Raw genomic sequence first — 13,597 nt, 5'->3', positions numbered from 1 at the left:
TCGGCTGGCCCCGCTTCGGCGGGGCCTTTTTTCAGGCGGCGCGACTGCGGCCGGAAGGCGCTTCAGCGTCCAGCCGGAAGCCCGAGATCGCCTCAAACAGGTCGCGCGCCTCGCGCTGCAGGGCGGTGACGGCGGCGTTGGTCTCTTCGACCATGCCGGCATTCTGCTGGGTGGTGCGGTCAAGCTCGCCGGTCGCGCGCGCGATCTCGTCGATGCCGGTCGAGGTTTCGGCGGCCGAGCGCGCGATATCGTCGATCATCCGCCGGGTCTCGGTGATGCCGGCGACGATGTCGCGCAGGGCGGCGCCGGTCTCGTCGACCAGCGTCACGCCGCGGCGCACGTTGCCGTCGGCGCTCTCGATCAGTGCGCCGATATCGCGCGCGGCCTCGGACGAGCGCTGGGCGAGCGCCCGCACCTCGGAGGCGACCACCGCGAAGCCGCGGCCGGATTCGCCGGCCCGTGCGGCCTCGACCCCGGCGTTCAGGGCCAGCAGGTTGGTCTGGAAGGCGATGTCGTCGATCACCTGCAGGATGCGCGCGATCTGGCCCGAGGAGTCGGCGATTTCGCCCATCGCGGCGATCGCGCGGCCCACGACCTCGTCGCCGATGCCGGCGCTGCGGCTGATGCCCGCCACCGCCCCCTGCGCCGCTTGGGCCGAGCGGGCAGAGTTGCGGACCGAAGCCGACATCTGTTCCAGCGCCGCCGCGGTCTCTTCCAGAACGGCGGCGCTGCCTTCCGAGCGGCGGGCGAGATCGGCGATGGTCGCGCCGATCTGCTGGGCCGAGCTGTCGACCGACGAGGCCGCGCCGCGGATCTGGCCCAGCACGAAGCCGAGGCTGGCGAAGCTTTCGTCGATGCGCTGGGCGATCTCGGCGAAGACGCCGCGCAGGCCCGCCGGCATCCGCCCGGTGAGGTCGCCGCGCGCCAGTTGACCCAAAGTGGCCGAGACCGAGTCGAAGCCGCGGTTCGCCGCCTCGCCGACCTGGTTCATGCCGCGGCACAGTTCGGCGAAGACGCCGCTGCGCTGGTCCGCCGCCAGCCGGCGCGAGAAGTCGCCCTCGGCGCAGGCGGTGGCGACGGCGGCGATCTCGGCCGCCGCCGCCTGGTCCTCGGCCTGCCGCTCGCTCGCGGCCGCCTGCTCTGCCGCGGCTTCCGCCGCCTGCCGGGCGGCCTCGTCCCGCTCGCGCGTCAGGGCAGCCAGCCGGTCGCGCTCGATGATCGCGGCGCTCTGCCGCGCGGCTTCGGCCAGCCGCGCGCGCTCGGCCAGCGCATCGCGGAAATGCGCCAGCGCATTGCGCAGGTCGCCGATCTCGTCGGCCGAGGACCAGCCCGGCACCTCGGTCGCAAGATCGCCGCGCGCCAGCGCCTCCATCCCCGCCGCGACCTCGCGCAGCCGGTCGGTGACCCGCCGCCGCACCAGCCGTTGCCCGAGCAGGCAGAGCGCGACGATCATCGCCGCCGCCAGCGCGCTCAGCACCAGTGCCAGCGTCTCTGCCCGGTTCAGGGTGGCCAGCCCCGCGTCCATCTCGTGCTGGATCGCGGTCTCGATCGCGTCGGCGCGGTCCATGAACTGCTGGTAGCTGGCCCGATAGGCCGCGGCCTGTTCCTCGGCCTGAAGGCGCTGCGCCGCCGCTGCCGCGCTGCGCTGCGCCGCAAGCTCCGACAGGCCGGCGATCTCGGGGGCGAGCCCGGCCGCCAGGGGCGCGGCGCCCAGCGCGGCGGCCGCCTCGTCAAACCAGGACTGCACCCCGGCCAGCGTCTCGGTCGCGTCGCCGCCCAGATGCTCTTCCAAGGCGAGATGGCCACGGGTCAGCGCGAACAGGGCCGAGCCCAGCGCCCGCTGCACTTCTGCCGAGCCGCTGCCCGTGTCGCGCTGCTGTCCCTGAAGGCCGGCCACGATCCGCTCGAAGGCCGCGTCAAAGGCCGCGTCGGCGGGGGTGCCCACGCCCTGCGCCCGCGCGAGGCCGGCCAGCTGCGCCTCGCTGCGCTGGCGCAGGTCGGCCAGCATCGTCAGCGCCTCTGCGACCATCCCGCGCACTTCGGGCTGGTGGCTGGGCACATAGATGCCCTCGGCATTCCGGCCCCCTTCGGTGATGGCCTGCAGATAGAACGCGGCTTGGTCGAGCGCTGCGGGGATCGCCTCGGGCCGTACATCACTGGCTCCGCCCAGCAGCGCGGTCAGCGCCAGATAGGCATCGGTCGCGCTCTGCTTGACCTCCATCGCCGCGTCGCCCAGGGGCGCAAGCTCGCTTCCGACGCGGTCCCCTGCCCGGGCAAGGTAATAGGTCGCGCCCATGCCGATGCCGCTGGCCAGCAGCACGACGGCCAGCAGCAGCAGGATGGCGCGGCGCATCTGCGTGGTGATCGAACGGCGTTTCTGCGGCATGCGGTGCTTCCCGGGCGTGAACGGGACAGCAGTCGCACAGGGCCGTTAAGAAATCGCAAGCCGCGCAGGCTGGACGGGATCGCCTTTCCGATGTCGACGGGGGATCCGGGGAAGAGTGGTGCCGCTGAAGGGACTCGAACCCCCGACCCCATCATTACGAATGACGTGCTCTACCAGCTGAGCTACAGCGGCACTCTTCCCGGTCGCGAAGCGCGCGACGCGGGGCTGATAACACCGTTCCGCAGCGGTGTGTAGCCCCATTTTCGCCCGCGCGGCGCTACTGGCCGCGCGAGGTGTCGAGCCCGCGCGCCGCCGCGACCGAGGGCGGCACCGCGAAGGGATCGGGCGCAGCCTTGTCCTCGGGTTCCGCGGCCACGGGCGCAGGTGCGGTCGCCGCGGCAGGCGGCTCCGCAGGCTCGGTTGCAGAAGGCGACACCGGAGCGACCGGCTCGGCATCGAGCACCTCGGCCACCGGCGGCTCGGCCCCGGTCGCATCGGGGGCGGGCCCCTCGGCCGGGCGCGGGCCGCCGACGACCAGCGGCAGCATCTCTGCCCCGTTCGGCAGCGGCGGCATGTCCGGCGCCTCGCGCCAGCTCAGCGTGTCGAACCCGCCGCAATGGCCGCAGACCGGGCCCCAGTCGGCATGCACCGTCTGGCACTTGTCGCAAATCCACTGCGGCCCGCGGCTGGCCGAGACGGCACGGGTGAGCCAGGCGCGCACCTCCTGCTCGTCCGCGCCCTCGCCGCGCGCGATCGCGGCCATCAGCGTCAGGCTGCGGGCGGTCGGATGCGTCTCGGGCAGCGAGCCGAGCGAGCGGCGGGCGGCGGGGAAGTCCTCGGCCGCGATCAGCAGCTCGGCCCGGGTCAGCGCGGTCTCCTCGGCGCCGGGGGCGGCGGCGAAGAGCGTCTCGAACCGCTTCAGCCGTTCGCGCGGGGACTCTTCGGGGGCGATCAGCGCGAAGGCGCCGGCAAGGTCCGGATGCGGCTGCATCTCCCAGGCCTTCTTCACCACGCGGGCGGCATATTTGGTGTTGCCGGCTTCAAGATAGCTCTTCGCCGCCATCACCGCCGCCGGGATCAGGTCGGGCGAGGCGCGGTTGGCCGAGATCGCGGCCTCGCGCGCTTCGATCGAACGGCCCTCGTCCAGAACGCCCTTCGCCTCCTGCAGCGCCAGAAGCGCGTCGCGGCGCCGGAAGACCTCTTTCGGCAGCGTGCCCATCCGGCTTTTCGCGGCCAGCGTGCCACGCGCCCCGGCCCAGTCGCCGCTTTCGGTCTGCAGGCGCAGCAGGATGTCCTGCACCTCGGTGTTCTTCGGCTGCATCTCGAAGGCCTTTTCGGCCAGCCGCAGCGCGGTTTCGGTCTCGCCCTCGGCAAGCTTGGCATGCATCAGCCCGCGCACGCCGACGAAGCGGGTGCGGTCGGTGGACAGAAGCCGCTTGTAGACCTCGATCGCCAGCCTGCGGTCGCCCTGCAGCTCGGCCGCCTGCGCCATGACCAGCGCGGTCATCTCGGGGCGGTCCAGCAGCCGGTCGGCCTTCTGCGCCTTGGCCATCGCGGTGCGCCCATCGCCCGCGGCCAGCGCCAGCATCCCGTCCTGCAGCGCCTGGAACCCCTTGCGCTCGCGGTTGCGGTCGAAATAGCGGCTGAGCGCGGTTTCATCGCCATTCAGGAACCTGAGGAAGGCGACGATGAAGCCAAGGATCTTCACCGCCGCCCAGATGCCGAACACCAGCAGCGCCAGCGCGATCACCGCCTGCAGCGGGCCGAGCGTGAATTCCATGCCCGCGACCGAGATGCGCACCGTCTCGGCCCAGTCGGAGAGCCAGGCGGCGCCCGCGGTCACCACGCCCACGGCGATGATGAAGAGGGCGGCCTTCAGGAAGGACCAGAGCATGACGTCTCCTCAGTTCAGGCCGGTGGCGAGGCCGGCAGCGGCCTCTTGCGCCGCGATGCGGATGCGGGCCTGCGCGGTCCAGTCGGACATCGCCTGCTGGCCCTCGGCGGGCAGCGACTCGATCTCGGCGATGGCGTCGGGCAGGTTGCCGGCGGTCACCGCGGCCTCGGCGCGGCTCAGCACCGCGTCGGGGTCGCCGCCCTCGCGCGGGTTCAGCGAGCGCGCCCCGGTCGCGGCCTGCAGATAGGCCTTCAGCCGGTCGCCGTAGTTGCCCTGCGCACGGGTCGCGCGCAGCGAGGCCGAAAGCCCCTCGCGCGCGGCGGCGGGGAAGGCGTCGCGCAGCGCCTGCAGGGTCGGCACCTGCCCCGCCAGCGTCGCCGGGACCTGCACGCCTGCGGCCTCCAGATCGGCGCGCGGCCCGTCGAGCGCCGCGCCGCTGTCGAGCGCGGCCTGCAGATGCGAGAAGGCGGCGCGGGCCTGAGCCTCGCGCGCCAGCTTCTCGGCATCGGCCTGCGCGGCGCGGATGCGTTCCTCGGCCCCGGCAAGATCGGTGCTGCCGTCCAGCTTCTGGCTCAGCGCCGCGACCTGCGCGCGCAGGTCGTCGAGCCCGGCGCCACCGCCCTGCCCGGCTTCCAGCGCCGAAAGCCGCGACAGGATCTCATCCGACAGCGCCGCCGTGCCTTCGGGCACCGGCTGGGCCGAGCGCAGTTCCGCGACCTCTGATTCGAGCGTGGTGATCCGCCCGCGCTGGTCGGCGACGGTCTTTTCCAGCGCCGCCGGATCGCCCGACGGCGAGCGCAGGCCTTCGGGGAAGACCCAAAGCACGACCGCCGCGCCAAGGAAGGCCGCGATCACGCCGCCCATCAGCGCCGGCCAGAAGCTCGACCCGCGCGGTTCCTCTGCAGCCGCGGGCTTGGCGGCAGGCTTGGCGGCGGGGGTCGCAGGCGCGGATTTCGGCGTCTCGGCCGGCTTGACGCTGTCGGCGGGCTTCGCGGGCTCTGAGGGCTTTTCCGTTTTCGGCAAAGCGCTTGCAGCACCGGGCGCCAGCGGTTTCGAGAAGGGATCGGAGGGGGTGGTGCTGCCCGCGGCCGGCTTCGCGTCCAGCGTCGCTTCGGGCTTGGTGGCGGTGGCCGGCAGCGGCTTCGCGCCCAGCGCTGCGGCATCGGAAGGCCGTGCGGGCGTGACGATCTCGGGATCCGCAGGCTTCGCCGCGGCGGTCTTCGGCTCTGCGGCCGTCGACGCGGCGGGGGTCTTCACCTCTGTGGACTTCACCCCGGCCTCGGTCACGGGTGCAGCCTTCGCCTCGGGCACGGGCGCCGCCCCGGTTCCGGGCATCGACGGCGTCGCACCGGGCATCGCGGGACCCGCAGCCGTGGTGTCCGCGCCCTTGGTGTCTTCGGGGGCCATGCCGGTCTCGGCCGCCTCTGCCTTCTTGCCCTTGGTCGCGGATTTCGGAGCTTTGGTCACGCGGCGCGTCCTTTCACTTCCCCGGTCACGTCCCGGGCCTTTTCGCTTGGAGCCGAGGCGACCTTAGCCCCGACCCTCTCCTGCCTTCAAGCACGCCCGCCCCCGAGGGCCGAGAGCACCGCACGCCGCATCCCCTCGCCATCGGGGGTGGGCGCCACCTCAATCCGCCCGCGCGCCAAGGGTTCCGCCGCCTCGGCCACGCCGTGACCGATCGCGACGACGCCAAAGCGGTTTGCCGCCGCCGGGCCCAGCGCCGCGACGGCAATCCGGGCCGAGCGGGGCGAGAACAGCGGCAGCACGATCTCGCCCGGGGCGGCAATCAAGTCGAAGACGGCGGGCGGGGGCGGCAGTTCCGCCTGATCGTAGACCACGGCTTCCGTCACCGGGCGGCCGGCCGCACGCAGGGCGCCGGCGATGTCGCGGGCGACATGGGTGCCGCGGGCGACGAGGATCGGGCCGGGGTCGGGGCGGGTCAGGATCGCGGTGATCAGGGCCAGCGCATCGGGCGCCGCGGCAAGGATTTCAAAGCCTTCGCCGCGGGCGGCCTCGGTCGTGCGGGGGCCGATGGTGAAGGCGGGGGGGCGGTGCGGGCTTTGCCGGGCATAGGCGCGCACCGCATGGCCCGAGGCCAGCACCACGGCAGCGGGCGCGGCCATCTCGGGCAGGGGGCGGAAGCGGATCTCGATCAAGGGTGCGATCACCGCCGCGACCTCGGGCCGGTCGCGGGCGATCGCCTCGGCGAAACGGGCCGAGGCCGGGGCGGGGCGGGTCAGAAGCAGGCTGGGCGTCATCATCGGCGGCGGTCCCGGGCATTGTCTGGGCGGGTGGGCGATGTTACCTGCCGTGCCATCCGGTGTAGCCGGGCGGGCCTGAAAGGCAATGCGCGAGATGGGCGAAACGATCACCTTCCTGGGGCTGGAAAGCAGCTGCGACGACACCGCCGCCGCCGTCGTCCGTCTGCGCGGGGGCCGGGCCGAGATCCTGAGTTCGGTCGTCTCGAGCCAGACCGAGCTGCACGCGGCCTTCGGCGGCGTCGTGCCCGAGATCGCGGCGCGGGCCCATGTCGAGAAGCTGGACCTGTGCGTTGAACAGGCCCTGGCCGAGGCCGGGCTAAGCCTGCGGGATGTCGACGGAATTTCGGTAACGGCGGGGCCGGGGCTGATCGGCGGGGTGATGGCCGGGGTGATGTGCGCCAAGGGTCTGGCGATCGGCTCGGGCAAGCCCTTGGTGGGGGTGAACCACCTTGCGGGCCATGCGCTGACCCCGCGGCTGACCGACGGGCTGGCGTTTCCCTACCTGATGCTGCTGGTCTCTGGCGGGCATTGCCAGTTCCTGCTGGCCGAGGGGCCCGAGCGGTTCCGGCGGCTGGGCGGCACCATCGACGACGCGCCGGGCGAGGCCTTCGACAAGACCGCGAAACTGCTGGGATTGCCGCAACCGGGCGGGCCCTCGGTCGAGCGTGCGGCGCGTCAGGGCGATGCGGGGCGGTTCGATTTCCCGCGGCCGCTGATGGACCGCCCGGGCTGCGACATGAGCTTTTCGGGTCTGAAGACGGCGCTGCTGCGGGCCCGCGACGCGGCCGTGGCCGAGGCCGGGGGGCTGACCGAGCGCGACCGTGACGACCTTTGTGCAGGGTTCCAGAGGGCGGTGGCGGAGGTTCTGGCGGGCAAGGCGCGCCGGGCGCTGAAAATCGCCTTTGGTCAGGAGATTGAGGGGGGTGATATCCGTACACCCCCTGTACATCCCCCGTACACCGCCGCAGTGCAGAATGACGGCTGGCGGCCGATGCTGGCCGTGGCCGGCGGGGTCGCCGCGAATGGCGAGATCCGCGCCGCGCTCGAGGCCGTGGCGGCCGAGGCTGGGGCGGGTTTCCTCGCCCCGCCGCTGCGGCTTTGCACCGACAATGCCGCGATGATCGCCTGGGCGGGGATCGAGCGTTTCCTCGCCGGGGCGCGCGACGGGATGGACCTGGCGGCGCGGCCGCGCTGGCCGCTGGATGACACCGCCGCGCCGATGCTGGGCGCGGGCAAGCGCGGGGCCAAGGCATGATCTCGGTTCTGGGCGCGGGCGCCTTCGGCGGTGCGCTGGCGGTGGCACTGGCCCGCAGCGGGCAGGCGGTGACGCTGTGGGCGCGCTCGGGCACCGGGGCGATGGACGCGGCGCGCGCCCTGCCCCGGCTGCCGGGCGTGACCCTGCCCGAGGGCGTGGCGGTCGAGGCCGATCTGGGCCGGGCGCTGGCCGGCGACGGCCCGGTGCTGCTGGCGCTGCCGATGCAGGCGACGGCGGGGTTTCTGGAGGCCCATGGCGCAGGGCTGGCGGGCCGGCCGGTGGTGGCCTGTTCCAAGGGGATCGACCTTGGCACGCTGGAAGGACCCAGCGCGGTGATCGCGCGGCTTTGCCCCGGCGCGGTGCCGGCGGTGCTGACCGGCCCCAGCTTCGCCGCCGACATCGCCCGCGGCCTGCCGACGGCGCTGACGCTGGCCACGGCCGATGCGGGCGTGGGCGCGGCGCTGCAACGGGCGCTGTCGACGCCGGTGCTGCGGCTCTATCTCAGCGACGACCCGAAGGGGGCCGAACTGGGCGGCGCGCTGAAGAACGTGGTGGCGATCGCCGCGGGGGTCGCGATCGGCGCGGGGCTGGGCGATTCCGCCCGCGCGGCGCTGATGACCCGCGGCTTCGCCGAGATGAGCCGGATCGCGGTGCATCTGGGCGCGCGGGCCGAGACGCTGGCGGGGCTGTCGGGCTTCGGCGATCTGGTGCTGACCTGCACCTCGGACGGGTCGCGCAATTTCCGTTTCGGGCTGGCGCTGGGGCGCGGCGAGGGCTTCGACCCCACCGTCACCGTCGAGGGGCTTGCCACCGCCGAGGCGGTGGTGAAGCTTGCCGCCCGCGAGGGGGTCGAGATGCCGGTGGCCGGAATGGTCGCGGCGCTGGCCCGGGGAAGGATCACCGTGGCGGAGGCGGCCGAGGCGCTGCTGACCCGCCCGCTCAGGAAGGAATGAGAATGCTTTACGCCGTCATCTGCCGCGACAAGCCGGGCGCGCTGCAACTGCGCCTCGACACCCGCGAGCGTCACGTTGCCTATCTGAAATCGACGCCGGTGGTGCTGGCGGGGCCGTTCCTCGAGAATGGCGAGATGTGCGGCTCGCTGGTGGTGATCGAGGCCGAGAGCCTGCGCGCGGCGCAGGACTGGGCGACGAACGATCCCTATGCGCAGGCGGGTCTGTTCGAGCGGGTCGAGATCAGCGAATGGAAGCGGGTGATCGGCTGATGGCCTACTGGCTGTTCAAGTCCGAGCCCGACACCTGGAGCTGGGACCAGCAGGTCGCCAAGGGCGACGTCGGCGAGGAATGGGGCGGCGTGCGCAACTATCAGGCGCGCAACAACATGCGCGCGATGAAGATCGGCGACCGCGGCTTCTTCTATCACTCGAATGTCGGGAAGGAGATCGTCGGCATCGTCGAGGTCTGCGCCGAGAGCCACCCGGATTCGACCACCGAGGATGCGCGCTGGGACTGCGTGGACATCAAGGCGGTGCGGCCGCTGCCGAAGCCGATCAGTCTGGAGATGGCCAAGGCCGAGCCGCGGCTGTCGGCGATGGCGCTGGTGCAGAACACGCGGCTGTCGGTGCAGCCGGTGACCGAGGCCGAATGGGCCGTGGTGCTGGAGCTGGCGGGCGCCAGCGAGGCCTGAGAGCCTGCGCATAAGGAGGGGGATTCCTGCCCCGGACGGCTGGAACCCCCCACCACCCCACGCGACACCACCCACGCGTGAACCGAAGAAGGATTTGGCCGTCCTGGCCGACCCTTTGGTTTTAGCGCGGGCGGGTCCGCGGCAAAAGCGCAAAGCGCGTGCAAGTTTAAGCACCACGGGCGCGCCCCGGATGGGCCTGCGAAACGGGCTTGAGACCCGGCGCGCGGCCCCTGTCGGGGCGTTCAGGCGTAGGCCTTTTCCATGCCCAGCTGCTTGACCAGCAGGTAATAGATCGCGGCGCGATACTTGTTGCGATCGGATTTGCCGTAGGTCTCGATCGCCTGCTCGATGGCGGCGGTCAGGTCGGGGCCGTCGGTCATGCCGAGCTTCTTCACGAGGAAGCTTTTCTTCACGCGCTCGAGCTCGTCGGGATCGGAGGCGGCGATGATTTCGGCGTCGTCGCTGTAGATCGCCGGGCCGCAGCCGATGGTGACCTTGGTCAGCAGGTCCATGTCGGGCTCCATCCCGCATTTGCTGCGGATCGCCTCGGCGTATTTAACGATGAGATCGTCACGTTTTCCCATGTCTGTCCACTCGCTCTGGACCGGCTTCGCCGGTCATCCCACCCTTTCGGGATCCGCGGCCGCGGGCCGCCTTCCCCGACGGAAGGATGGCACAGGCGGGCGCGATGGCAAGGAAAACGGCACGCGCGGCGGTTGCGTCAGGCGCGCCCCGGCCTAGCGGCGGGCATGGGGCAGGCGCCAGCCGAAGCGGACCGAGGCGATGCGCAGCGCCACGGCCAGCGCCACCGCGCCGGTCGCGAGCGGGGTTTCGGGCAGCGCGATGGCCCGGCCCGCGGCATAGGCGGCGGCCCCGGCGAGGGCGGCGAGGGCATAGACCTCTTCGCGCAGAACGCGGGGGATCTCTGCCGCCATGATGTCGCGCAGCATGCCGCCGCCGATCGCGGTGAGGGTGCCCAGCAGCACCGCGCCCGGCGGGGCGAGGCCCGCGGCCAGCGCCTTCTGGCAGCCGGCGACCGCGAAGAGCCCGAGGCCCAGCGCATCCAGAAGCATGACCGGGCGGGTGAAGCGTTCGATCCGGGGCGCGAAGAGGAAGGCCGCGAGCCCGCCCAGCGCCGCGAGGGCGAGCGGCGTCATCGCCTGCAGCGCCTCGGGCGGGGTCTGGCCCAGCAGCAGGTCGCGGGTGATGCCGCCGGCGGTGCCGGTGGCCGCGGCCAGGACCAGCACCCCGAAGAGGTCGAGATCGCGGCGCACCGCGACCATTCCGCCGGACAGGCCGAAGACCAGCGTGCCGAGGATGTCGATCAGGGGGAAGAGCGCGGCGGGGGTCATCGGGCCTCGGGCTGGGTCTGGCGCGATCCTAGCACGGGCGGGCCGCCGGAGGGAGGCCGGCCCCCCTTTGGAGGGGGCCGGAGCGTCGGGTCAGTAGCGGTAATGCTCGGCCTTGAAGGGGCCTTCGACGGTGACGCCGATGTAGTCGGCCTGATCCTTGCGCAGCTCGGTCAGCTTCACGCCGATCTTCGCGAGGTGCAGGCGGGCGACCTTCTCGTCGAGCTGCTTGGGAAGGATGTAGACGCCGGGGGCGTAGTCGCCCTCTTTCGTCCAGAGCTCGATCTGCGCCAGCACCTGGTTGGTGAACGAGGCCGACATCACGAACGAGGGGTGGCCGGTCGCGTTGCCGAGGTTCAGCAGGCGGCCTTCGGACAGCAGGATGATCTTGTTGCCCGAGGGCATCTCGATCATGTCGACCTGGTCCTTGATGTTGGTCCACTTGTGGTTCTTCAGGCTCGCGACCTGAATTTCATTGTCGAAATGGCCGATGTTGCCGACGATGGCCATGTTCTTCATCTCGCGCATGTGCTCGATGCGGATCACGTCCTTGTTGCCGGTCGTGGTGATGAAGATGTCGGCGTCGGCGACGACGTCTTCCAGCAGCACCACCTCGAACCCGTCCATCGCCGCCTGCAGCGCGCAGATCGGGTCGATCTCGGTCACTTTCACGCGGGCGCCGGCGCCCTGCAGCGAGGCGGCCGAGCCCTTGCCCACGTCGCCGTAGCCGCAAACCACGGCGACCTTGCCGGCCATCATCACGTCGGTCGCACGGCGGATGCCGTCGACCAGCGATTCCTTGCAGCCGTACTTGTTGTCGAACTTCGACTTGGTGACAGAGTCGTTCACGTTGATCGCCGGGAAGGGCAGCAGGCCCTTCTTGTGCAGGTCGTAAAGGCGGTGCACGCCGGTCGTCGTCTCTTCCGAGACGCCCTTGATCGCGGCGCGCTGCTTGGTGAACCAGCCCGGCGCGGCGGCAAGGCGCTTCTTGATCTGGTTGAACAGGCAGATCTCTTCTTCCGAGGTCGGCGTCTCGATCAGACCGGTCTCGCCCGCCTCGACCCGCGCGCCGAGCAGGATGTAGAGCGTCGCATCCCCGCCGTCGTCGAGGATCATGTTCGCGCCTTCGGGGAAGTCGAAGATCTTGTCGGTGTAGGTCCAGTAGTCTTCCAGCGTCTCGCCCTTGATGGCGAAGACCGGAACGCCGGCCTTGGCGATCGCGGCGGCGGCGTGGTCCTGGGTCGAGAAGATGTTGCACGAGGCCCAGCGCACGTCGGCGCCGAGCGCGACCAGCGTCTCGATCAGGACGGCGGTCTGGATGGTCATGTGCAGCGAGCCGGCGATGCGGGCGCCCTTCAGCGGCTGCGCCGCGCCGAATTCCTCGCGCAGGGCCATGAGCCCCGGCATCTCGATCTCGGCGATGTCGAGTTCCTTGCGGCCGTAGTCGGCCAGCGCGATGTCCTTGACGATGTAGTCCATGGCCATGGCCCGGGTCCTTTCGGGAAAATCTGTCGCAGCGAGCGTTACCAGCCCCCCGGCCCACGCACAACCGACCCGGCCCCGGCGCCGGCCGCGCGGCAGGACAAGTTTTTAAGATAAGTTTGACGCACACGTTACCCGGCTGTGATCCGCCGCGCCGAGCCTGCCGGCGCCGGACCCCGGGTGGGGGCCGGGCCCCTTTCACGGACTTCTGTCTACAGGCCCAAGGTGACGATCATGTTCAAGACGACCGCTTTCTGCGGCGCGGCCCTTTTCGCGCTGACGCTGCAGCCCGCCGCCGCCGCCACCTTCAACACCCTGACCGGCGCCGCGCCGATCGTCGTCGCGCATCGCGGCGCCTCCGGCTATCTGCCCGAACACACGCTGGGCGGCTACGAGCTGGCGATCCAGATGGGCGCCGACTACATCGAGCCCGACGTGCAGATCACCGCCGACGGCCAGCTGGTCGCGATGCATGACGGCTCGCTGACCCGGACCACCAACGTCGAGGCGCTGTTCACGCCGCGCAACGGCGGCTATGCGGTCAAGGACTTCACGCTGGCCGAGATCAAGACCCTGACCGTCGAGCCGACCGGCGCGCTGGCGGCGGCGGATTCGACCTATCCCGGCTTCACGCCGTCGATGGCCGAGCCCTACCGCGTGCCGACGCTGGACGAGGTGCTGAGCTTCCTGACCGCCTACAACGACAGCCACGGCACCGAGATCGGCGTCTATCCGGAGTCGAAGACGCCCTACAACCAGCCGCAGAACATCAAGATCGTCGAGACGCTGCTGGCCCATGGCTATGACGCGCCCGAGGACAAGGTGATCCTGCAGAGCTTCGTCAACGCCTCGCTGGCCGAGATGCACGGGCTGATGGACGAGGCCGGGGCCGAGGCGCTTTACGCGCAGCTGGGGCAGGCGACGAACCTGCTGGGCCAATGGGGCGTGACCGGGACCGACGGCTTCTTCAGCCTCGGGGATCTGGTGGGCGTGGCCGATGGCGTGGGTGTCAGCGTCAATTCGATCACCGAAGAATTCATCGCCGCCGCGCATGCGCTGGGCCTGACGGTGCATGGCTACACCTTCCGCCCGCTGAGCGAAGAGGCGGCCTTCGCCCAGATCCAGCGCTACATCGACTGGGGGATCGACGGGTTCTTCACCGATTACACCGACTTCGGTCGCGCGGTGGTCGATGCCAACATGGCGCCGGTGCCGGTGCCGGCGGCGCTACCGCTGCTGGCGGCGGGCCTTGGCGGGCTGGCGCTGCTGCGCCGCCGTCGCCGGGCCTGACGACCCGGGCGCGGTCGTCGGGCGAAGCCCGCGACC

Annotated in this window: 12 protein-coding genes and 1 tRNA gene; 5 read left to right on the top strand and 8 right to left on the bottom strand. The window is 71.5% G+C overall.

The window, feature by feature from the left end; translation table 11 throughout:
• Positions 1-31: 31 nt before the first annotated feature.
• The 5 genes from V8J36_RS04545 to V8J36_RS04525 all read right to left on the bottom strand — a co-directional run bounded on the left by V8J36_RS04545 (position 32) and on the right by V8J36_RS04525 (position 6,541).
• Positions 32-2,386 carry a methyl-accepting chemotaxis protein gene (locus tag V8J36_RS04545; protein WP_336466050.1) on the bottom strand — a complete coding sequence of 785 codons (2,355 nt, stop codon included), beginning with the start codon at positions 2,384-2,386 and terminating at the stop codon, positions 32-34.
• 116 nt (positions 2,387-2,502) lie between these two features.
• Positions 2,503-2,578 (bottom strand) — tRNA-Thr (locus tag V8J36_RS04540).
• Positions 2,579-2,663: 85 nt separating this feature from the next.
• Positions 2,664-4,280, bottom strand: coding sequence for a heme biosynthesis protein HemY (locus tag V8J36_RS04535; RefSeq protein ID WP_336466049.1), 1,617 nt, complete (start codon positions 4,278-4,280; stop codon positions 2,664-2,666).
• Between the two features lie 9 nt (positions 4,281-4,289).
• Positions 4,290-5,747, bottom strand: coding sequence for a mitofilin family membrane protein (locus V8J36_RS04530; protein ID WP_336466048.1), 1,458 nt, complete (start codon positions 5,745-5,747; stop codon positions 4,290-4,292).
• Between the two features lie 86 nt (positions 5,748-5,833).
• Positions 5,834-6,541, bottom strand: a complete 708-nt coding sequence (locus V8J36_RS04525; RefSeq protein WP_336466047.1) for a uroporphyrinogen-III synthase — start codon at positions 6,539-6,541, stop codon at positions 5,834-5,836.
• Positions 6,542-6,635: 94 nt separating this feature from the next.
• On the opposite strand from V8J36_RS04525, the gene tsaD reads away from it, so the two are divergent.
• The 4 genes from tsaD to V8J36_RS04505 are packed head-to-tail and all read left to right on the top strand — an operon-like array spanning position 6,636 to position 9,440.
• Positions 6,636-7,796: a tRNA (adenosine(37)-N6)-threonylcarbamoyltransferase complex transferase subunit TsaD gene (tsaD, locus tag V8J36_RS04520; RefSeq protein WP_336466046.1), complete on the top strand. Its 1,161-nt coding sequence runs from the start codon at positions 6,636-6,638 to the stop codon at positions 7,794-7,796.
• Complete coding sequence (locus V8J36_RS04515) at positions 7,793-8,749, top strand: NAD(P)H-dependent glycerol-3-phosphate dehydrogenase (protein WP_336466045.1); 957 nt, start codon at positions 7,793-7,795, stop codon at positions 8,747-8,749. The genes tsaD and V8J36_RS04515 overlap by 4 nt, the downstream gene beginning before the upstream one ends.
• 2 nt (positions 8,750-8,751) lie before the next feature.
• Complete coding sequence (locus tag V8J36_RS04510) at positions 8,752-9,018, top strand: YciI family protein (RefSeq protein ID WP_336466044.1); 267 nt, start codon at positions 8,752-8,754, stop codon at positions 9,016-9,018.
• The gene (locus V8J36_RS04505) at positions 9,018-9,440 is read left to right on the top strand and encodes an EVE domain-containing protein (protein ID WP_336466191.1); all 423 of its coding nucleotides are present in this window, start codon (positions 9,018-9,020) and stop codon (positions 9,438-9,440) included. The genes V8J36_RS04510 and V8J36_RS04505 overlap by 1 nt, the downstream gene beginning before the upstream one ends.
• Before the next feature lie 242 nt (positions 9,441-9,682).
• Here V8J36_RS04505 and V8J36_RS04500 read toward each other — a convergent pair whose 3' ends face one another.
• The 3 genes from V8J36_RS04500 to ahcY all read right to left on the bottom strand — a co-directional run bounded on the left by V8J36_RS04500 (position 9,683) and on the right by ahcY (position 12,274).
• Positions 9,683-10,024, bottom strand: a complete 342-nt coding sequence (locus tag V8J36_RS04500; protein WP_336466043.1) for a DUF2853 family protein — start codon at positions 10,022-10,024, stop codon at positions 9,683-9,685.
• A gap of 153 nt (positions 10,025-10,177) precedes the next feature.
• A complete protein-coding gene (locus V8J36_RS04495; protein WP_336466042.1) occupies positions 10,178-10,792 on the bottom strand; it encodes a trimeric intracellular cation channel family protein in 615 nt (204 codons plus the stop codon).
• Positions 10,793-10,882: 90 nt separating this feature from the next.
• Positions 10,883-12,274, bottom strand: coding sequence for an adenosylhomocysteinase (gene ahcY, locus V8J36_RS04490; RefSeq protein ID WP_336466041.1), 1,392 nt, complete (start codon positions 12,272-12,274; stop codon positions 10,883-10,885).
• A gap of 231 nt (positions 12,275-12,505) precedes the next feature.
• Between ahcY and V8J36_RS04485 the strand changes: the two genes are divergently transcribed.
• Complete coding sequence (locus tag V8J36_RS04485) at positions 12,506-13,561, top strand: glycerophosphodiester phosphodiesterase family protein (RefSeq protein WP_336466040.1); 1,056 nt, start codon at positions 12,506-12,508, stop codon at positions 13,559-13,561.
• Positions 13,562-13,597: the final 36 nt, after the last annotated feature.

It is taken from the genome of Frigidibacter sp. MR17.14 (genome assembly GCF_037095735.1).
Taxonomy (GTDB): domain Bacteria; phylum Pseudomonadota; class Alphaproteobacteria; order Rhodobacterales; family Rhodobacteraceae; genus Frigidibacter.
Note: the sequence above shows the minus strand (reverse complement) of the source record. Positions and strands in the feature narration are given on the sequence as shown.

Bases quoted from the DNA above. Each gene is read 5' to 3' on its own strand.
- V8J36_RS04485 (WP_336466040.1), top strand. From the start codon at position 12,506: ATGTTCAAGACGACCGCTTTCTGCGGCGCGGCCCTTTTCGCGCTGACG.
- V8J36_RS04525 (WP_336466047.1), bottom strand. From the start codon at position 6,541: ATGATGACGCCCAGCCTGCTTCTGACCCGCCCCGCCCCGGCCTCGGCC.
- V8J36_RS04505 (WP_336466191.1), top strand. From the start codon at position 9,018: ATGGCCTACTGGCTGTTCAAGTCCGAGCCCGACACCTGGAGCTGGGAC.
- V8J36_RS04495 (WP_336466042.1), bottom strand. From the start codon at position 10,792: ATGACCCCCGCCGCGCTCTTCCCCCTGATCGACATCCTCGGCACGCTG.
- V8J36_RS04510 (WP_336466044.1), top strand. From the start codon at position 8,752: ATGCTTTACGCCGTCATCTGCCGCGACAAGCCGGGCGCGCTGCAACTG.
- V8J36_RS04545 (WP_336466050.1), bottom strand. From the start codon at position 2,386: ATGCCGCAGAAACGCCGTTCGATCACCACGCAGATGCGCCGCGCCATC.
- tsaD (WP_336466046.1), top strand. From the start codon at position 6,636: ATGGGCGAAACGATCACCTTCCTGGGGCTGGAAAGCAGCTGCGACGAC.
- V8J36_RS04515 (WP_336466045.1), top strand. From the start codon at position 7,793: ATGATCTCGGTTCTGGGCGCGGGCGCCTTCGGCGGTGCGCTGGCGGTG.
- ahcY (WP_336466041.1), bottom strand. From the start codon at position 12,274: ATGGCCATGGACTACATCGTCAAGGACATCGCGCTGGCCGACTACGGC.
- V8J36_RS04500 (WP_336466043.1), bottom strand. From the start codon at position 10,024: ATGGGAAAACGTGACGATCTCATCGTTAAATACGCCGAGGCGATCCGC.
- V8J36_RS04535 (WP_336466049.1), bottom strand. From the start codon at position 4,280: ATGCTCTGGTCCTTCCTGAAGGCCGCCCTCTTCATCATCGCCGTGGGC.